This is a genomic window from Paenibacillus sp. FSL H8-0283 (assembly GCF_045040675.1).
GTDB classification, from domain to species: domain Bacteria; phylum Bacillota; class Bacilli; order Paenibacillales; family Paenibacillaceae; genus Paenibacillus; species Paenibacillus amylolyticus.
The window spans coordinates 6,980,430-6,999,919 of the sequence record NZ_CP150295.1; the positions used below are offsets into that span (position 1 = coordinate 6,980,430).

General features: G+C 43.9%; 17 protein-coding genes. 5 read left to right on the forward strand and 12 right to left on the reverse strand.

All coding sequences use genetic code 11. The features are described 5' to 3' along the window. Positions 1-191: 191 nt before the first annotated feature. The 3 genes from MHI52_RS30595 to MHI52_RS30605 form a co-directional block, all read right to left on the reverse strand. Positions 192-713, reverse strand: a complete 522-nt coding sequence (locus MHI52_RS30595) for an SUKH-4 family immunity protein (protein ID WP_405158206.1) — start codon at positions 711-713, stop codon at positions 192-194. A 60-nt stretch (positions 714-773) separates the two neighbouring features. Beyond that, complete coding sequence (locus MHI52_RS30600; RefSeq protein ID WP_405158207.1) at positions 774-1,271, reverse strand: hypothetical protein; 498 nt, start codon at positions 1,269-1,271, stop codon at positions 774-776. Between the two features lie 257 nt (positions 1,272-1,528). Then, positions 1,529-2,125, reverse strand: coding sequence for a hypothetical protein (locus tag MHI52_RS30605; protein WP_405158208.1), 597 nt, complete (start codon positions 2,123-2,125; stop codon positions 1,529-1,531). A 325-nt stretch (positions 2,126-2,450) separates the two neighbouring features. Here MHI52_RS30605 and MHI52_RS30610 point away from each other — a divergent pair, with 325 nt between their 5' ends. From MHI52_RS30610 to MHI52_RS30620, 3 genes are all read left to right on the forward strand, one after another. Further along, complete coding sequence (locus MHI52_RS30610; protein ID WP_405158209.1) at positions 2,451-3,533, forward strand: colicin E5-related ribonuclease; 1,083 nt, start codon at positions 2,451-2,453, stop codon at positions 3,531-3,533. A gap of 40 nt (positions 3,534-3,573) precedes the next feature. Next, on the forward strand, positions 3,574-4,005 hold the full coding sequence (locus MHI52_RS30615; RefSeq protein WP_133386374.1) for an SMI1/KNR4 family protein: 432 nt from the start codon (positions 3,574-3,576) through the stop codon (positions 4,003-4,005). 160 nt (positions 4,006-4,165) lie between these two features. Next, on the forward strand, positions 4,166-4,822 hold the full coding sequence (locus MHI52_RS30620) for a DUF1871 family protein (protein WP_405158210.1): 657 nt from the start codon (positions 4,166-4,168) through the stop codon (positions 4,820-4,822). A 99-nt stretch (positions 4,823-4,921) separates the two neighbouring features. Here MHI52_RS30620 and MHI52_RS30625 read toward each other — a convergent pair whose 3' ends face one another. Then, positions 4,922-5,737 carry a DNA-binding protein gene (locus MHI52_RS30625; protein WP_405158211.1) on the reverse strand — a complete coding sequence of 272 codons (816 nt, stop codon included), beginning with the start codon at positions 5,735-5,737 and terminating at the stop codon, positions 4,922-4,924. A 163-nt stretch (positions 5,738-5,900) separates the two neighbouring features. Here MHI52_RS30625 and MHI52_RS30630 point away from each other — a divergent pair, with 163 nt between their 5' ends. Next, positions 5,901-6,248: a helix-turn-helix domain-containing protein gene (locus MHI52_RS30630; RefSeq protein WP_405158212.1), complete on the forward strand. Its 348-nt coding sequence runs from the start codon at positions 5,901-5,903 to the stop codon at positions 6,246-6,248. Positions 6,249-6,323: 75 nt separating this feature from the next. Here MHI52_RS30630 and MHI52_RS30635 read toward each other — a convergent pair whose 3' ends face one another. From MHI52_RS30635 to MHI52_RS30655, 5 genes are all read right to left on the reverse strand, one after another. Then, positions 6,324-8,018 carry a diguanylate cyclase gene (locus MHI52_RS30635; RefSeq protein ID WP_405158213.1) on the reverse strand — a complete coding sequence of 565 codons (1,695 nt, stop codon included), beginning with the start codon at positions 8,016-8,018 and terminating at the stop codon, positions 6,324-6,326. Between the two features lie 335 nt (positions 8,019-8,353). Continuing rightward, positions 8,354-9,124, reverse strand: a complete 771-nt coding sequence (locus tag MHI52_RS30640) for an AAC(3) family N-acetyltransferase (RefSeq protein WP_405158214.1) — start codon at positions 9,122-9,124, stop codon at positions 8,354-8,356. Between the two features lie 160 nt (positions 9,125-9,284). Further along, complete coding sequence (gene araA / locus MHI52_RS30645) at positions 9,285-10,703, reverse strand: L-arabinose isomerase (RefSeq protein WP_405158215.1); 1,419 nt, start codon at positions 10,701-10,703, stop codon at positions 9,285-9,287. Between the two features lie 273 nt (positions 10,704-10,976). Continuing rightward, entirely contained in the window at positions 10,977-11,672 is a 696-nt protein-coding gene (locus MHI52_RS30650) for an L-ribulose-5-phosphate 4-epimerase (protein ID WP_036611813.1), read from the reverse strand. Position 11,673: 1 nt separating this feature from the next. Beyond that, positions 11,674-13,290 carry a xylulokinase gene (locus MHI52_RS30655; protein ID WP_405158216.1) on the reverse strand — a complete coding sequence of 539 codons (1,617 nt, stop codon included), beginning with the start codon at positions 13,288-13,290 and terminating at the stop codon, positions 11,674-11,676. Positions 13,291-13,724: 434 nt separating this feature from the next. Between MHI52_RS30655 and MHI52_RS30660 the strand changes: the two genes are divergently transcribed. Continuing rightward, entirely contained in the window at positions 13,725-14,816 is a 1,092-nt protein-coding gene (locus MHI52_RS30660) for a GntR family transcriptional regulator (RefSeq protein WP_405159437.1), read from the forward strand. 157 nt (positions 14,817-14,973) lie between these two features. Here the strand turns inward: MHI52_RS30660 and MHI52_RS30665 are convergent, their stop codons facing one another. From MHI52_RS30665 to MHI52_RS30675, 3 genes are all read right to left on the reverse strand, one after another. After that, positions 14,974-15,741: a leucine-rich repeat domain-containing protein gene (locus MHI52_RS30665; RefSeq protein ID WP_405158217.1), complete on the reverse strand. Its 768-nt coding sequence runs from the start codon at positions 15,739-15,741 to the stop codon at positions 14,974-14,976. Between the two features lie 568 nt (positions 15,742-16,309). Next, positions 16,310-17,449, reverse strand: a complete 1,140-nt coding sequence (locus MHI52_RS30670; protein WP_036671834.1) for a 5-methyltetrahydropteroyltriglutamate--homocysteine S-methyltransferase — start codon at positions 17,447-17,449, stop codon at positions 16,310-16,312. Between the two features lie 192 nt (positions 17,450-17,641). Next, positions 17,642-19,474 carry a hypothetical protein gene (locus MHI52_RS30675; protein ID WP_405158218.1) on the reverse strand — a complete coding sequence of 611 codons (1,833 nt, stop codon included), beginning with the start codon at positions 19,472-19,474 and terminating at the stop codon, positions 17,642-17,644. Positions 19,475-19,490: the final 16 nt, after the last annotated feature.

Here is a 19,490-nt window from a genome sequence, read left to right on the forward strand (position 1 = left end):
ATGAGTATTATCATATCGTAATGATTACGTTTTGACAAGAGTTATGTTGGTGTTAGAACGAGAAAAAATCCGACTCTCGGATGAGAGCGGATTCTTCATGTTTTTTGTTACATATGAGTGCTCTATTAGCGGGCATTCCTTTAAGATCCGGGATTATTTAGATGTAGAACCATGCAAGATTTCTCGAAGAGTTACAATCCAGTTTCGTAGTCTTCTAGCAAATGTGACCAGTAACCTTCAACATTCTTCATTGCTATCGGATCAATCTTCTCAAAATAACCACGAAGTGCTCTAGCATACTCATCTGAGGTATATGTACCTTCCAGTCTCATTTTAGCTGCCCGTTCACTTCTAATTAGATGAAACAAAAAGAAGGTTCCCAAATTCTTATTGAGCATATATACGTTGGACTTATCCAATGATGATGTTGTGAAAAACATATCGCTCCCTTGTTTTAGATAGAGGCCGTACGAGTCACGCATACCATAACTTGCGAAGTGACCAATCTGAATATATTTCTCTCCTTCAATAACTTTCACTTGGAAAGCTTCAGATTCATAAAAGGAAAAATCATCATATTGTTCTGGAACTCCTATGTCGATTAAAAAATGAGCATTCTCTTCAGTTACTCCCCAAGCTTTTAGTTTAGTATAGTCATAATTGATTATTTCCGTGTCATAGTAGTCCTTTATCTCTACGATATCAAAATCCATGCTCTCACTCCTCTAACTTTTAAAATGCTTGAGCTAGAGCCATACGACTGATCTAAAAAATCACTGGTGCGTCCAGGCGTCCAGTCCCTCATCGCTTATATCAATTGGTGCCTGATTAGACATGTATTCGGCATGGGCTAGAGGAAAAGCATAGCCACCTGTAATAATCTCACCATGTTTTCTTCTAATGCGTCCTCCTCTTTCGATTAAAAGAACCAAAGGTTCATACAAATCATGAAACTCCGACGCAATTTCATTTCCGGAATCAAATAATAACAACCATTCCAAATATGCTTCACACGTTCCTTTTAGGAAACCGTTTTTCAATTCCTTTAATTGAGGACATTTTTCAGTAATATCCAGATCAACGTCATATCCGAACGCACGAGAAGCGTTGAAAAAGGGATACGATGTTTTCAAACTGTATGTAGTGGTCAATATTGCTGCTCTTCTAATATACTCCTGTAATAATGCCATGTTTGAGGGCTCATTTGTTCTACCGAAAGTACTCCAATTGATGCTGTTTATTCTTTCTATACCTTTACATAATTGATTCATTAATACCTCCTCCTCTAGAGTCAACTACCCGGCGATACTAAGGGTTTTTCAAAGATTTTTTTCTAAAATATCCAATGTAAAAAGTAAACAATAAAAATATTACTAAACCCACATACCAATCTCTATTAAAGAGGAATACTATCGGAATGAATAAAAATATAATTAAAAATGTCCAATTATATATCTTGTGAATAAATCTCTTTTTTATAAATCCTTCACTGATAATTGCAAATAAGATAATAACATAACTGTAGAGATCAAATGATAGTAAAAATATAGAAATACCTTCTATAGGTTGATGCTGAAATAAGAGATAAAATAAAGTACAAAACTAAAATTAATAATATAAAATTTAGATATGCATGAAATAAAGGAATAGCAAACGGTGCGATCTTAGACTTAAAAAAGCTCTCAATAGTTACCATAAGATCACCACTGCTATCACTTGTAATTAACGGGTTAACTTGTTCACTTTTCAAAAAAGAAATTTCTTTTTGAAGTTCTTTTCTAAAACTTATCATTCCGGCCCTTTGATCTATCTGATTATCTTCTTCTCTAAGCCTATTAAACGTTTCAACCAATCGGTTGGGGAACAATACTGTGGCTTTTGAAATTTTCTCCACGGCATCATAAAAATCTGTTTTCCTTTGTACATATTTGTATACTTCTATTTCAGCTTCTGTATAAATCTCTAATGCTTTCTCAAAGCGTTGTTGGTCTAATTTAATACTTTCTAGATAATTCGCTCTCAATTCTTTGTACATCCAAAATAAAAGAACTATAATAACGGTTATCACTAGATATGTTCCATTATTCGGAACCACACCCTTAATAAAGTCTAAAAAATAATTCATATATACCTCCTATAGTATATGGTAAATAGTATTTACCTAATATATGTCGGAAGTATTCTATTTACTTTTTAGTAGCCACCTTGGTCCCCTCTCATAAAACGATAGAACCACATCCAACATACCGCAACAACTCCTCACAACGTCTTGCCCCTCCTGACATTTAACTTATTTTTGGCACAAACAATACACCTTCATTTGAGAATTTCAGGAGAATGGGTACAAACAAATAGAACTATAGGTCCTCACAAACGGCATCTAACATGGATTAAAATATAGTATAGATCAAGAACTGAGGATTGAGACGATGACAAAGATACAGATCCCTGTGGATCAAATGACACACACGATTGGCGTGTTTAAGATAGGACACGGGCACTTGCAACAAACACTGACTAGATTAAACGGCCAACTCACTCCCCTACTCGGCGGTTTTGAAGGCGAGACAGCCGAACGCTTTGCCCACTTATACCGTTATGCAGAGAAAAACCTGAATACCACCTTGGATTTGCTGCATACAATATCTCTTCGTTTGGAACAGATTCGGGAACGTTTTGTCGATACCGATTCCAATATGGTTAACATCTCTGCGTTACTACAGTATCAGGCCCATCCGGGCACACCTCGTACTAATGATCTTGTTTGCGGCCCAAATGATCCCCCTCCTAAACGAAGCGTTGAGGAACATGTGGATGCCTTTTTCAATCAGGCCGGAGAAAATATATTAGCGATTGGTGACTCTGCCCTGCAATTAGGTAAAGACCTTATCGAACATCCATTAGATACTGCGGGTAACTTCTTGTATGATAATACCATTGGTACAGTTACCGACATAGGGAGCGGAATCGCCTTTAGTTGGAACTATGCTTGGGATAACGGAGATACCCGAGAACAGGCAGAAAAGCATATTGCAGCTGAGTTCGATAAAATGAAGCAAGAAGGCGGAGCAGAGTACGCCGCAAATATCACAACTTCTATGCTCCTCGGAATCTTCGGTAGAAAAGTCGGGATCAAGTCCATTGATGGCAAACAGCATCACTCTCCCCATACCGATTCTGGAGGGGGAAAGGGAAAAGAAGCAGATACGAATTTAAATAGTTATTCTGGAGCTCCCTTTCACTACAGCCAAGAGCCTACAAAAAGAGGTGGCAAAAGTATTGCAGATCAAATTGCTGAACGTGGTTGGAATGATCAACGATTGGGTGAAGCTATGCATGAGCCGGCAGGCACAGTGGATTGGATTGACCAAAGAAAAGGACAGAATAATGCGCCCGTCACTGTATACTATCATGAAGATGGCGGTTACGCCGTTAGAAGAAACGACACGGGAGAAATCATCCAAGTTAGTCAGGTAGATGATCCTAATTGGAGCACATACTGGTCAGATGATGATATAAATTGGATTAAATAGCTCCAGGTTTAAATTCAATTATTAATAGGGAGTAGATCAAATGGTCGATAATAATAATGCATGGAGCACGGAGTATCCTCCTGTTGATATTCATACCGTAAAGACAGTGGAAAAGACTTGGGGTATACAATTTCCCTCTGAGTACATTCATTTCATAGAAAAATATCACGGTGCAGAACCTGCCCAACGGACGTTGAACATTAGTGGAAAAAAAGTGATGTTTTCTTCCTTCTTAACCTTCATCGCATTTGATGAGCTTGATATATTGGATGTATATAATGAGCAAAAGAACAACCTTCCTCCTAATCATTTTCCTTTTGCTATAGATGTAGAGGGTAACCTGTTTTGTTTTAATTACAGCCACAATTCTCAGCCTAATATTATCTATATTGAAACGATAAATTCTTACAACACCTTGGGTGGTCATCTGGCCGCCACAGACTTTACAGCATTTATCCAACAATTTAATTAAACAATCTGACTTCATCCAGTAAGGATGGAGTCTATACTAGAATCAGAATCTTGAAAGGATGCTCTCATGATAACCGATAAAAGCTTCTGATTCGGGAAAATATTTGTGTAATGACCGCCCCCGCAGGATCTATAAAGGGATTTTAAAAGAGGTGTTACATATGTTAGTTAAAAAAATAATAAACGATTGGGACCCCATTAATCTATTCCCCTACGCTCCTGAGGATGAATATGAGGAAGAGGTAACACAAATTGAAGAATATATTCGCACCGCCAGCTTGGACAAACATAACTTAGCTAAAGAAATATACACGATGTTCAGGAGAAGATTTGGGAGCGATTTATTCACTGAGAGTTTAGAGTCATGTACAAATATGGCGAACAAAATTCTGGAACTGCCGCACTTCATAGGCTATACATTATCTAAGCTTCGTACTTACGAATGGGCCAGATATAATATGTTTGCAAGAGAGGACATTTACCATCACACCCCTGGATTTTATTTCAGATTTCGCAATGCAGGGAATGTGTACAACGAATTAGCTATATGTATAGATGCTTTCCAGGGCGAGTTACAATGGAAGTTGTATCTTGGTCTTGAGACTCGCAACCAGAATTATAGCTTGGAACCATATGAAGTATATCAGGCAAGATTAACGGACGAATATAAGAAAAATTATAATCTAAAAGGAATTTTAGGCGATAAGTATAACGAAATATGTGAAAAAGGGATCAACGACATTCCATCTTTAAGTGATCATATTGAAGATTGGTTTAATTTAGTAAATAAAAAGCCGATCTTTCCTGACCGTGACTAAGTATACGACTGTGACTCAGGTAAAATATAAACAGCGTATGATCAATTAAATTGTAGGCAGTCTTTTCAACGCTCAGAGTGTTTGTCTATTTTACCCAACTTAGATACGCTCCTGTCCTATCCCTTTCATAAATGCCCGATACCGCCCAAGCTGCTCCGCCGTCGCCTCTCCCCGTAATGACTCCAACAATGCTATGCACCTTATAACATACCGATCCATCCCTAGCTTATGCGCTAACCTGATTGCCTGCAAAATGAACTCCACGGCCTCTTGCGGTCTTCCCATCCACTGTTCATACAAAGCCCGCTGATAACAGTAATGGTACATATCATCGTTGTTTGAAGAATTCATTTCTGTGCCATCGCCCAGCATCTGATCCTCAAACACATGTAAAAAACGATCAATCTGCCATCTATGCCGCACTGCTGCCTCCGTAATCACCTTCAGACCCACCAACCATTCCTCCGGATGCTCAAGCAAAAAGTTCACAAACTCCTCCAGCAGTTGCACCTGCCCGGCTTCAATCTCAAGAGCATACCGATTCACCTGTGCCTTATGCCTGAACTCCTGCACCACCTGCATACCTACCTCATCCAGATCCTCCATCCATCCCAGATCTGCATACTGATCGATACATGCCCGCGCCTGATCTACCTGTCCCATCTTCCGGTGAGCCATACCCCGCATTAAGTGACTGAACCCGTAATAGTAGACCAAAGGCCGCTCGGTATGGATATACGCCAAAGGTAATCCCTTTGACCGATACTCCTCTCGCTCTTCGTGGATCGACTGCACACATTGATATAACATGTCCGCCCTCTCCATCACCTTGTTCCAATTTTCAAAAGCCAAAGCCATTTCCAACATTTCAACAATGATGTCCGGTTTGAGTGATTTTAGGATAGATTTCCGCAAAGATAACCCTCCTTAATTATCCATTTTTTATAATTGTATAGATAAATCAAAAGAAGATCAACCTAAATTGTACTTATAAGTACTTTTATTCGATGATACAGTTTGCACATATTAGTCTGTAAGGATTCTATAACCTCTTCTAACCTTAAGTGGAGGTGATCAAATGAGTTTACCAGAGGACGTAGGAAATCGAATACGTGAGTTAAGGAAGGCAAAAGGCTGGACTCAGGAACAACTAGCCGAAGCAGCAGGTCTTCATTACAGCTATATTGGTGGAGTTGAACGGGGAGATCGTAACATTTCTTTGGAGACTCTTGAGAAAATAATCAATGGATTGCAGGTCACTGCTGAAGAAATCTTTAGATTCAAAGAAGACTCTGAGTACAAAAAAGCCTTGGATGAACATATAACTTTAATAAGCGGCAAAAGTACAGATACAATCATATCATTGACCAAAATTAGCAAAGAATTTTTAAATGCTATCGAAAAATCACATAAAAATTCCGAATAAATATCTCTACATCAAAATCATACGCTAACACCAAAAAGAGTGGAGTACGTCTCCACTCTTATCTTATTTCTCTTTTCAAATAACTTCCCGCTCAAACTCCGCAAACTCCACTCTGTTGCGCCCATTCTGCTTCGCCTGATACAATGCCTTATCCACCGCAGCGAACAGTTGCGTCAAATACCCCTCCGGATTGTCCGGTACATGCACAACTTCAAAATCCTCAAAAGAAAGAATCCCAATACTAATCGTAATGGACACCTGCATAATCTCGTGATCGACCATGATGTGGTTGGACTCCACAGCTGTTCTCACGCGCTCCGCGATCTGGTTCGCCAGATCATGCTCCGTATGCGGAAGGTAGATCATGAACTCTTCCCCGCCATAACGCGTCAGAATATCGGTACTGCGAATCGATTGTTTGACGGCCTCCGCCGTGCGGACGAGCACCTCATCCCCGATGACGTGCCCATAGCGATCATTGATCGCTTTGAAGTAGTCGATATCGAGCAGCAGGAGAGAGAATGGTGTTTTGTATTGAATATTGGTAATGACCTCGTGGTTAAGATGTTGGGTCAGATAACGACGGTTGTAACAGTTGGTTAAACTGTCCGTCAGCGCGAGTTCCTCCAGTTTGCGATTGGCCTCGGATAACTCCTGACGGATCAAGTCTAGCGCCTGATTTCGCTCCTGTAGCGTCTCGTTCTGGCGATTCATCTCTTTCACATAGAAACGCTCCTGCGAGACATCTTGGAACGTGAGAATATGACCGATCGGCACAAGAGCCGAATCCACAATCGGAGACGATTGCAGGATATAGTGCCGGATGTTGTTGTCCCGCTCCACGATCACTTCAATGTGGGAGAGGGTATTTTCTTTTTTCTTATAATGATTCACGAACTCCCGGCAGCTGCCCACAACATGAACAGACTCCAGAAAGGCTTCCATATCAAAAGAATCCCCCACATGAAGATCCATAAAGGATCGTGAGGCTTTGTTCGCTTCAACAATGACTTCATTCTCATCCAGTACCAGGATGCCATATGGAATGGTATTGATTACATCCTCATGGGCGATGGAGACCAGATCGAACACATTGTATCTTTTGATCACATAGACAAAGAACAGGTCCGATAGAAAGATCCCCAGCGAAGTCATGCCAGGAATGATCGGCAACCACCGGGCTAGAACGACATTCAGAATCGCATCAATCGTTGCAAAGACAGCCAAGACCAGGATGCCCAACAGGGTGATTCTCACCTGTTTTTTGATCATGGCAGACGTGTGCGAAGAATACACCGCCTGGAATAGAACCACGAGAGAAGTCAAGAAATAGCTCACCAGAATAGTCATCACAACCCAGAACCAAAGGCCGTAATCCCGCTCGATGTACCCGCCCTCCAGTGGAATGACGAATTCGTTCCATGGATTTGCGACCACACCTATAGCCCCGATCACCGCAGGGACAAATAGCAAGAAGGTTCCTTTTGCACTCAGACGCTCTGAATAACCGGTAATAAAGATCGTCAGTAGAAGCCACCCGCTCCCAAGCAAGGAGACCGCAACGAAAGATAAGGTAACGTAGAACAATTGCAGACCGGAATCATCCGTGAGCGTACTCGCAAATTGGCAGAAAGGCCAGAGCATCATCAACCCGTGAAACAAAAAGTACACCTTATGTAAGTTCGTAATTCTAACCGTAGCAAACACATATACACCTACACCAAACAAAAGGACAAATAAAAAGAGATCATACCATACTAAAGGGTTCACGAATCTTCTCCTTCTTAGATGCTACAATGACAACGTGGTTGTTCATGATTCTATGTGATACTTATATGAAACTTCAATAAACACCTATACAATACTGCTATGCCAAACTTATTGGTTAATTTAACCATATCTTATCACACCACCATAAGGGTGAGTAGCCCATACACTGGAAGTCCGACCAACCTCTGATCGAAATGCTGATCTATTTCTGATTATTTTTGAATGCTTTTGAAGGTTTAGAGTACAAACAGGAGAGGAGATCATCTGCTCGGGAGATATTCGGAGATCATCAAGTGATCGATATTGAGCCATCCGGCTATCGGACGGCCCTTATATCATTCGGTTACTGCATGTAGAGGGAGATTATCCGTGAATAGATCGGGGTTATCCTTCAGCATCTCCGTAATTACCTCTGCCGTCTTAGCCGCATCACACACTCTTACGACCGCATCGCCGAGCTTTCCTTTACGCATCGCACCTTCGCGAACCAACACCTCATCTACTTTCCAGAAATGCTCTGACCATGGCAACCCACAATGTCTGCGGGATGGTACTGAAATCTGGCTTCCATCTGGTAAAACCGTATACAGCATCTCATGCTCGTCCGTCATTCTGCCAGGGATGTCCACCCACTCTTCGACCCCGTGGATAAATGTATTCCGCTTCAAGTCAACGCCTACTAACAAGATCGTCGCTTTCCGATCAAGCAGTTTCCCCCATGCTGAACCTCTCGCACACGGTGTATCGAAGAGATGATCGTCCTTCGTAAACGCCTCTGCGTCCCTTCCCAGTGCCGCTACCGAATGCGTAGGGTGCCACGAGCGAACTACGCCCGGACGTTTACGAAAAAGTTCAGGCAGAATGCCCACGCAACAGGTAGAATTTTCCACGTGGAACACTGGGTTATCCGCATTAATGGTAGACCATGTATGCGCGGGAAGCACCAGCAATCCCTCTTTCATATAGTCGCTAAAGGCATCCAACACCGTGTCTGCTCCACCTTCAACCTCGCCTATACTTTTCATTGAAGAGTGAATGAGCACCGTGCCTTGCCTATCCACACCAAGCTGTTCTAGTTGCTGCATCAAGCTATCTTTTGTATACATGTCCTTCCTCCTTCATTTCTTATCCCTTTTCGATGAAAAAGCAAAGCCTTGCTCAGCTTCACATCATGCTTCTCAGCATAACAAACAAAGGGCCGAGGGTTAACCCCCGGCCACAGAGAAAAAAATTGGTTGAGTTCAGGCAGTAGCTGCCACTCCACTTTTACTTAATAATAACGTACTCCAGATTCACTAGCTTCGCATACGTCACGATCTGGTCTGTCGTCAGGTTCAAGGATACAACTGTATGGTGACCACCACCATTTTCGATCCATGCCTTCACTCCATCTTGGAAGTTCGGCTTCACGCTCCACAGAACACGTGCTACTGGCAGATTAGGTGCTGGAACGGTTGGTTCAAAAGCAGATACTTCGTTGATCAGCAGTTTGTAATGTGTACCGAAGTCTGCCATGGATACCACGACACCTTCGCCTGCTTTACCATCGAATACAAGACGTGCCGGATCTTCACGATCGCCAATGCCCAGTGGGGACACGATAATTCTCGGTTTGGTGCTGGCAAGTGTCGGATCTACTTCAAGCATGTGAGATTGCAGGATAGCTTCCTGTCCGGCAGCCATCTCGTATGTGTAATCTTCCATGAAGCCTGTGTTCTCGTTATGGGCCATGATTTTCAGCAAGCGATCCAGCGCAGCCGTTTTCCAGTCACCCTCACCGGCAAATCCGTACCCTTGAGCCATCAGGCGTTGCACTGCCAAGCCCGGAAGTTGTTTCATGCCATGCAGATCCTCGAAGTTCGTAGTGAACGCACTATATCCACCTTCGTCCAGGAAACGTTTGATCGCAATTTCATAGCTCGCTTGCACACGTACGCTGGCTTCCCAAGCTTCCTTGCTGTTCGTGCCGTAATCGAATTCGTAGAGGTCTCCATACTGAGCGATCAAATCATCGATTTCCTGCTCTGTTACAGCGTTCACGTATTGCACGAGGTCGCCAATGCCAAAGTAATCAACCGTCCATCCGAATTGGATCTGTGCTTCCACTTTATCACCTTCGGTTACGCCCACGTTGCGCATGTTATCGCCGAAGCGCGCTACTTTGATGTTAAAGCTTTCATTATAAGCTACCGCTACGTCCATCCAGTCAGCAACCTGTTGTTGCACTTCTGGGCGCTCCCAGTAGCCAACAACGATTTTATTTTGTTTTCTCAGACGGGCATTAATGAAGCCATATTCACGGTCACCGTGTGCCGCTTGGTTCAAGTTCATGAAGTCCATATCGATGGTTGCCCAAGGAATGCTTTCGTTGAATTGGGTTGCCAAGTGCAGCAAAGGTTTTTGCAACAATTTTGTACCACGAATCCACATTTTCGCTGGGGAAAACGTATGCATCCATGTGATCACACCTGCTACTTCGTCGCGATAATTGACTTCTTTCATCGTGCTCGTGATTTTATCTGCGCTTACCGCCAGATCCTGCAATACGAGCGGGTACGGCAGTACGCCACTTGCATTAAGGGCATCCGTAATTTTCTGTGCGTTGGCTTTTACTTCGCCCAGTGCTTCTTCTCCGTACAAGTGCTGTGAACCGACCACAAACCAGAATTCTTTTGTTGCTGACATATAATCATCCTCATTTCATTATTTTATAGTTGAATAAATGGGTTACACTGGACCACTGCGCAGCCAGAATAATCTTCCGATCACTGTTATCCCCAGATTTTTTTGATTCCCTTTTCTAAAGGGAAAATCCGGGGATAAAGGTGAACGCTCCGCTTCTCCAGCTTTCTTCTGTCTTCTCCGTTATCGTGTAAAAGTTTTATACAACTTCGTTGGCAGTAGTAGCACAAGACCTATTCGATTGGATTAGTGTCATCCGATCGATACACAAACTAATTACTTTTGTCCGTAATACGCGTCTTTTCCGTGTTTTCGCAGATAGTGTTTATCCAAAATGCCTTGTGGCAGTTCCTTCGCAAAGTTATTCAATTGCCGCGCGTACAGGTTCATTTTGCATACCTCTTCCAGCACGACGCTGTTCACCACCGCAGACTTGGCATCTTTCCCCCACGTAAACGGTGCATGACCATGGAGCAATACTGCTGGAACAGCCATAACATCAATGCCACGCTGTTCAAACGTTTCAATAATGACGCGTCCTGTCTCCGCTTCGTATCCACGATCAACCTCGTCCTGATTCAGGAAACGTGCACAAGGCACAGCCCCATAGAACGTGTCTGCATGCGTGGTGCCCATCACAGGTACGTCCAGTCCGGCTTGCGCCCAGATGGTCGCCCATGTGGAGTGTGTGTGCACAATGCCGCCAATCTCCGAGTAATGCTTATATAGTACGGCATGTGTTGCGGTGTCCGAGGAAGGTCGCATCTCACCCTCCACGACGTTACCGTCCAGATCAACCACAACCATGTCGCTTGCTTTCATCGTATCGTAGCTGACGCCACTTGGTTTGATCACGAACAGACCGCTTTCCCGATCGATTGCGCTGACGTTACCCCATGTGAATTTCACAAGTCCGTGCTTTGGCAGTTCCAGATTCGCCTGGAATACCTCTTCTTTCAGTTGTTCTAACATGTTATTCCCTCCCGTTCTCTACCAGATGATCCACGGCTGATTGCTCAATCGCAAGTCCACTCCGATAGCGTTCGATAAATGCTTCAAAGCCTTTCACATCCGATGCATCCGGCGCCACTTCGACACCCTCCACATCGTTAAAGACTTTCTGCTCCAGGAACACATCCAGGCTCTCCTCTTGATCCTTGTTGATCATGTAGGAAGCCAGAAGCGCCATGCCCCATGCGCCGCCTTCACCAGCGGTAGACATTACCGACACCGGTACGTTCATCGCAGCAGCTACAATCCGTTGCCCGACGACAGGCGTTTTGAACAGGCCACCGTGAGCCAAAATGCTGTCAATCGCCACATCCTCTTCCTCCGTCAAAATGTCCATACCCAACTTGAGTGCACCGAAGGCACTGAACAGATGTGTCCGCATGAAGTTTGCCAGATTGAAGTTGCTTTCCGGGGAGCGGACGAACAATGGACGGCCTTTCTCAAGTCCCGTAATGTTCTCACCTGAGTAGTAACCGTAGCTGAGCAAGCCACCACCATCAGGGTCTGCCTCCAAAGCCTTGTTAAACAACACGCTAAACAACTTGGCGTTATCCACTTCATATCCCATTGCTTGAGAGAATTCACGGAACAGTCCAACCCATGCATTGATATCACTGGAACAGTTGTTGGCATGCACCATCCCTACTGGACTGCCATCCGGCGTGGTGACCATATCGATCTCGGGATACACTTTGGACAATTCCTTCTCCAGTACGATCATCGCAAATACGGATGTGCCAACGGAGATGTTCCCCGTACGTTTTCTCACGCTATTTGTTGCCACCATACCCGTTCCGGCATCGCCTTCTGGCGGGCAGAGCGGAATGCCTGCTTGCAGATCTTGCGAAGGGTCGAGCAACTTGGCTCCCGCTTCCGTCAATACACCTGCATTCTCACCAGCGAGATATACCTTGGGCAGAAGGTCCTCGACTTTCCACGGATAACCTTTGCCTGCGATCTGTTCGTCGAACTGTTGGATCATGGATGGGTGATAGTTATGTGTAGACTCGTCAATTGGGAAAATGCCTGATGCATCGCCGATCCCAATCGCCTTATTGCCCGTCAGCAACCAGTGGATGTATCCAGCCAAAGTTGTCAGGTGATCGATCTGTGGCACATGCACCTCTTCGTTCAAAATCGCTTGATACAAGTGGGCAATGCTCCAGCGTTCCGGAATATTGAATTGCAGAAGTTCCGTTAGCTCTCTTGCAGCTGCTCCCGTCGTAGCGTTACGCCACGTGCGGAAAGGTACCAACAGTTCACCAGCGCTATCCAAAGCGATATATCCGTGCATCATGGCCGAGAATCCGATAGACCCGACCGTGCGCAGCGTGATTCCGTATTTCTGTTCCACATCTTGCTTCATCTCACGATAAGCCGTTTGCAGACCTGTGATGATATCCTCCTGGTTGTACGTCCAATATCCATCTTTCAGGAGGTTCTCCCATTCATAACTGCCTGACGCGATGGTCTCAAAACGATCATCAATCAATACCGCCTTAATCCGCGTTGATCCAAATTCAATTCCGAGCGAAGTAGCGCCCTTGGTAATGGCTTCTTTCAAGTCCAATTGACTCATAATCACGTGTATCCCCTCTCCGGTCGCGATTTCACATCCCAAAGGATGCATATATAAGGTGAAGCTTTTACTTATGGCAGTAGCTAATAATGAATTTTGTATAAATGCTTCCTGTTGTGTTTTCAAAGAATGCGCTTTCCTTTTCTGACAGCCTTAGTATATTTTTTGTACGTACATTTGTCAATAATATATAATAGTTATACTTACAAAGGACAAATAATGTGCTCATTTTGACCATTCAAAGTTCTTATATGGCTATAAAAAGGCTATGCTGTAAGGTACACCTCCATCCAAAAAGGCTGGATATGTACGGTTTATTTTGAAAAATGTTCGGTTTTATTTTCATCCTATCTGAATCATGCTAAAATATGTACGTACAACTATTTGAACAACAACGTTGATATAGATGAGTAACGATGAAAGAAGTGGACTACGTGAAGCCAAAATACCAGGTCATCATTGATGATATAAAGAGTCATATCCTTTCGGGGACATATAGCATAGGCGAGCAGATCCCCACCGAGTTGGCATTACAGGAAAGCTACACCGTAAGTCGCCAGACCGTGCGGAAGGCTATTTTGGAGTTATCAAACGAAGGATTTTTACGAAGCGAAAAAGGTTCAGGGACCTACGTTAGCAATCAGTATCGCTCTCGATCAGGCGGCAACACATCGAAGAAAACGATTGGTGTGATCACGACATACATCTCGGATTACATCTTTCCGTCCATCATTCGCGGTATTGAGAGTCGTCTGAATGAGGACAACTACTCGTTACTGCTGGCCAGTACTAATAATGATGTAGCACAGGAGAAAAAAGCGCTCGAAATGATGCTCTCCTACGGCGTGGATGGCCTGATCGTCGAACCAACCAAAAGTAATCTGTATAACCCAAACATTGCATACTACCTGTCCTTCAAAGAGCAGGATGTGCCGTTTACGATGATTAATGCATTTTATGAGGAGCTGGAGGTTCCGTTCTTCTGCCTGGATGACGTGCAATCTAGTTATCTTGCCACTCGGGAATTGATCTCTAAAGGCCATACCCAGATCGGCATTATTGCCAAAATGGATGATCTACAAGGCAAGTACCGGATGAAGGGGTACATCAAGGCGCTGGGTGAAGCGAAGTTACGGTTCCATCCTGAGCAAGTGCTTTCCTTTGATACCGCATCGAAACCGGATTTATCCTCTAATGTAGCAACGTATCTGGACGAAAACAGGGATTCGCTCACCGCGATTGTCTGTTACAACGATGAGGTGGGACTGGAGGTCGTGAACGCCTGCAGGCAACTCGGCATCTCGATCCCGGATGAGTTATCCATCATTGGGCAGGACAATTCGTACATCGCCAAGAACGCCAACATCAGGCTTACAACGCTAACCCATCCTCAAGAGCAAATGGGCCGTGATGCTGCCGACTGGGTGATCAAGAAGCTGCAAGGCAAAAAGGATCTGCCAACAAACACCTACTATCAGCCAGTGCTGGTTGAGGGGGAGACGGTGAAGGAGATCGTAGTGGAATAATATTGTTGTGGGACGGGCGTTAAGTTGTTACCGAGCGTTTCTGTCCAACATAATTAAAGAAGGCCGTCAGAATATCTGCGGCCTTCTTTGTTTTTGTTCAATATAATGAGGAATTAACTTCTTCTTACATATACATATACATCTTCTCTAATCGAAACTACTTCGCCGCCTGATCCGCTTCATCGCTTACCAGACTTACAAGGACGCCTTTCTTCTCCAAGTTTTTCACAACCTGTTCTGCTCGATCATTCAGCGGATTGTTAGCCAAATATACTTCTGTTAGATGTGGGATGGTTTCGAGCACTGCAATATCCTCAATGAGGTTATTTTCTACATATAGATACTCCAAGGTTGGATGGTTCTTGAAAGGTGTCAGATCTTGAATTTTATTATCGTTCATAATGACCCATTCCAGCTTTAACTTCTGAAGAGGACTTAGATCAGTCACCTGATTACCACTGGCGAGCAAACTGGTCAGCTTATGCATATTTTTTAATGGAGCCAGGCTTTTGATTTTGTTATCGTCCATAACCAGATTTTGCAGACTAGTCAGACCTAAAAGTGGCGAGATATCTGCAATCTGATTGCCTTCAATAGCTAAGAACGTCAATTTCTTTAACTTGTTGAGTGGCTTAATATTTTTTATATTTTGACCAGGCAAGAATAGATCCGTCATATTAACGGCATGTTCAAGGCCTCGCAGGTTAGAAATCTTACTTTTTAATTCCATAGCATATAGAGATTTTAATTTTTTCAAATCGGCAGCCTTTATTTCCTTCTTAGCCGACATCTTCAGATCTGCTCGAATAACTTTGGCCAAGACCGGGTCCTTAATAAGCGACGACGCAGCCAAAACGCTCGTTGCCGGTAATAATACAAAAACCAAACAAAGTACGATCAACTTTTTGATGATTTGATTATGCATGTAGAATCTCCTTACATTATTTAATAATACAAATATACCATGATCTGGAATGTAATACATGGATATTATTTTCATCCTAATTTAATAAAAAGAACGGATAATGGACTACTTCATCAAGGAATGTAACCCTCTGTGCTTCATACCGGAAAACTTGTGGCTAAGGGTAAGCCCGCAGAGGTAATAACCGCCCCACAGGTTAAAGACATTTTGGATTGGAATGTACGGTCATAGAAGACCCCGTTTCGGGATCACCGATGGTGGTGCCTAAAGGACGATATCATGCGAAATAGACAAATAGCGGCAGTTGCGACAAAGATCCCTTTGTCCTAACTGTCGCTATTTTATTTTTGGTCCACCACCTCTTCCTCAGTCATGCCGCTTCCCTGATCCGTTATTCTCATCTCTACCCATTGCTTCACTCTCTTGGCTGTTATGGACTCTGATCAAACATCCACTCTACAATGAGGATTTACACCAAAAAGCCATACGGATGATGGTCCGTACGGCTTTTTAGCGATTTTTTCTTATACATAAACAAATGCGTGAATAATGAATGACGCTGCAAATGTTACTTCCAAAGCTCTTCAGCAATTTCCTTAATGAAGGAAAGCTTGCGCCATTGTTGTTCCTCGGTCAGATGGTTGCCTTCTTCCGTGGAAGCGAAGCCGCATTGTGGGCTCAGGCAGATTCGATCCAGATCAACATATTGTGTAGCTTCCTCAATCCGTTTCAGGATATCTTCCTTGTTCTCCAACTCTCCGAATTTGGAAGAGAAGAGGCCAAGTACGACCTGCTGATTGTCCTTCAGGAATCGAAGTGGCTTGAAGTCTCCAGCCCGTTCCGTATCAAACTCCAGATAGAATCCAGAGTAGTTATCGATGCTCAGAAGTGTCTGCGCAATCGGCTCATAACCGCCACCGACTCCTGCAAATGTCGAAACATAATTACCGCGGCAGACATGAGTGGTTACCACGAGGTCTTCCGGCAGGCCAGATACCACATCTTCGTTCAGTTTTGCGAGTTCATTGGCGTACTCTTCCACATTAACACCAATCTGCTCCATCACTGTGATGAACTGTTGGTCACACAATGCACCCCATGTGCAATCATCAATCTGGATGCTACGGCAGCCGGCTTCATAAAAAGCCAGGATGGATGCTTTGTACGCTCCGACAATGTCCGAGAGAAGCTCTTGGCGGTTCGGATAGATGGCCTGTGTGCTTTCCTTATTATCTGCCCGGTCCAATTCGAATAGGAACTGGGCTGCTGCTGGAATGGACTGACGGGCAACAACGTCTTCCCCAGCCGCTTCTTTCAAGAAGGCATAATGCGCTACAAATGGATGACTGCTATAGCTGATTTTGCCACTCAGACGAGCTGTTTCCGGTCTGGATGTCGCACCGTTGAATCGGTAGCCTTCCTCAATGATCGTCCGCTCTACACCATCCAGTCCCCAGAAGAAGTCCAGATGCCACCAAGAGCGGCGGAATTCGCCGTCCGTTACAGCCTGAAGGCCAACCTCTTTTTGCTTCTGTACAAGTTTTACAATCTCGGCATTCTCCACTTCATTCAACTGTTCCGTGGTAATTTCGCCGTTCTGGTATTTTAATCGGGCATCCTTCAACGTACTCGGGCGCAGGAAACTGCCAACAATATCATATCGAAATGGAGTGACTGTTCGTTGTTTAGGTTCTGTTTGTAGGCTCATAGTTTAATCTCCCCGTTTATCATTATAGAATTAAATATAACATATCCGATCGGAATAGCTGTTCTACGAAAGAGTTATAGCCCGCTATAGGTATTAGCTATAGCGGGCTATATTTAAGGAAACTCTATATACAATCATGTATTCAATCTTACCTGACCGGATGTCCGGAACAGGATCTCAACATCTATGATTTCAAGTCAACGTAAGAACGATTTGATCCCCCGAACGGGTAATTTTATAAATCCCCTCTTGCATGTCGATGCCATAATGCTTTTTCAGCAACCACTTGGCGTTGAGATCCGTCTCGACGACCACCAGATAATCGTAGCCGCTCAGAAGGTTATCCATATTATCCTCATAGAACAACACGATCCCGTCCACATGTGGAGCATACAAGAAATACTTTCCTACATATTGCATGTAATAATTCGTGACCTGCTGGTCCCTGTCTGAGGCGTAGAAGAGATATCTATTATTATTATCCACCTGCCCACCTGGGTACCACCGATCACCGGTAACCGCATGAATCTTGTAAGGGAGCGTTGTATCGTAGGTTTTGGCAATCGAGACGATCCCGTTGTATTCCGATAAAAGGATGGTCGCCGCAACCGCCATACAGCCGATAATGCCTTTTTGATAATGACCTTTCGTCTTGACCGTCTTAAAGGATTGATAATCAGGCACCTCACCGATCCGATAGTGGAATGATCGCTCCAGGTCGATCGCAGCGCACAACACCAGCCCACCGGCGAACAGCACCACGATACTGGACGCATAACGCTCAAATCCAGCCAGGACAATTGCTTCATCCAATGGCATGGAGAAGAGATACAACGCCAGAATACCCGCATAGTACAGTAACAGAACAACGTCCAAAGCAATTAATGCTTTCCACAAGTTCCACTTCTTCTTAAGCACAACAATGGCAAATACCGAAGCTCCGATCGCGATAAGTTGAAAAAGTACAATGCCGAGCACAGGCCTGGACGTGATATCTATGCTTGATTTCAAGAAGAGCGTCAGAATCTCCCATTTCTGTTCTCCCGTCTTGCCCGCTTTGATCACCGAGGCTGTTCCCTCGAACTTGTTATTAATGCCTTGGAACACCGTCGCCATTCGCCAGCTCCAGCCGAAATACGGAAGTAGTGAACCACCAATGGTACCAAGCACAGCCAGTCCGACTTTCCAGTTCGAGCGTTGCCCATTTCTCAACCATGTATACACCAGGAAGATCAGGCCGATCGCGGCGAAAATAATACCCGTGCTTTTGATGATGGTCAGCAATCCGGCAAGCGGAAGAACAACAATACATGCCTTCATGATCTCATTCCGATATTGGTAAATAACCGCCAGGATCGCGAGTGCGTAGATCGGAAGCAAGAAATCCACGAGTAGATTGGTGATCCGAATCGTCAGATTGAAAAAAGAAAGCGTCGATAACCCGAGTCCGAGAAAAGCGTACAGAAGAAAACGTTTCTTCTCCGAAATAATGCCAAACATGGAATAAAAACAGGAAAAGATAAGCAGACCCTGTGCCAAAAGCATCACGGACTGGGAATGCCCCATGAAGCGACAGACATAATAAATAAATGACGAAGTCCCGAGCGGATAGTTTTTAAAATCAATCAGATTGGAGTCTGGCGTCGGAAAGGCATTTGTACTCAACATCTGCTTCAATACAATAGCCCAGTGCGAGAAATTATCGTAGTGTGTCAATTGATTTTGGAACAGAATCAGCAAAAAGATGAACGTTCCGCCCAGAAAAGAAAACTGAAATAACGAGAACAATACATTCGGCTTGGTCCCTCGTCGGACAGCTCGAACCAGCGTATCTCTAAAAAGAAACAAGCCGAGTATCATCACGATAATACTTCCTATAAAGAGCTGACCTGCCAAGCCAGCGAAATATACGATGCAGGCAATCGAGGAAAACACAAATACAGGGATAAACTCCCACCGTAGTGCAAATGTCTTCCGAACAAACTGCATATAACCAACAAAGGAGATTATCAATAAAACTCCCATCACAAAATGAAGCACA

What these genes read in the sequence shown, in the direction of transcription:
- MHI52_RS30650 (WP_036611813.1), bottom strand. Translation starts at nt 11,672, where the DNA reads ATGTTAGAACAACTGAAAGAAGAGGTATTCCAGGCGAATCTGGAACTG.
- MHI52_RS30615 (WP_133386374.1), top strand. Translation starts at nt 3,574, where the DNA reads ATGGTCGATAATAATAATGCATGGAGCACGGAGTATCCTCCTGTTGAT.
- araA (WP_405158215.1), bottom strand. Translation starts at nt 10,703, where the DNA reads ATGTCAGCAACAAAAGAATTCTGGTTTGTGGTCGGTTCACAGCACTTG.
- MHI52_RS30665 (WP_405158217.1), bottom strand. Translation starts at nt 15,741, where the DNA reads ATGCATAATCAAATCATCAAAAAGTTGATCGTACTTTGTTTGGTTTTT.
- MHI52_RS30630 (WP_405158212.1), top strand. Translation starts at nt 5,901, where the DNA reads ATGAGTTTACCAGAGGACGTAGGAAATCGAATACGTGAGTTAAGGAAG.
- MHI52_RS30605 (WP_405158208.1), bottom strand. Translation starts at nt 2,125, where the DNA reads ATGAATTATTTTTTAGACTTTATTAAGGGTGTGGTTCCGAATAATGGA.
- MHI52_RS30670 (WP_036671834.1), bottom strand. Translation starts at nt 17,449, where the DNA reads ATGAGCCTACAAACAGAACCTAAACAACGAACAGTCACTCCATTTCGA.
- MHI52_RS30600 (WP_405158207.1), bottom strand. Translation starts at nt 1,271, where the DNA reads ATGAATCAATTATGTAAAGGTATAGAAAGAATAAACAGCATCAATTGG.
- MHI52_RS30640 (WP_405158214.1), bottom strand. Translation starts at nt 9,124, where the DNA reads ATGTATACAAAAGATAGCTTGATGCAGCAACTAGAACAGCTTGGTGTG.
- MHI52_RS30655 (WP_405158216.1), bottom strand. Translation starts at nt 13,290, where the DNA reads ATGAGTCAATTGGACTTGAAAGAAGCCATTACCAAGGGCGCTACTTCG.
- MHI52_RS30595 (WP_405158206.1), bottom strand. Translation starts at nt 713, where the DNA reads ATGGATTTTGATATCGTAGAGATAAAGGACTACTATGACACGGAAATA.
- MHI52_RS30620 (WP_405158210.1), top strand. Translation starts at nt 4,166, where the DNA reads ATGTTAGTTAAAAAAATAATAAACGATTGGGACCCCATTAATCTATTC.
- MHI52_RS30675 (WP_405158218.1), bottom strand. Translation starts at nt 19,474, where the DNA reads ATGGGAGTTTTATTGATAATCTCCTTTGTTGGTTATATGCAGTTTGTT.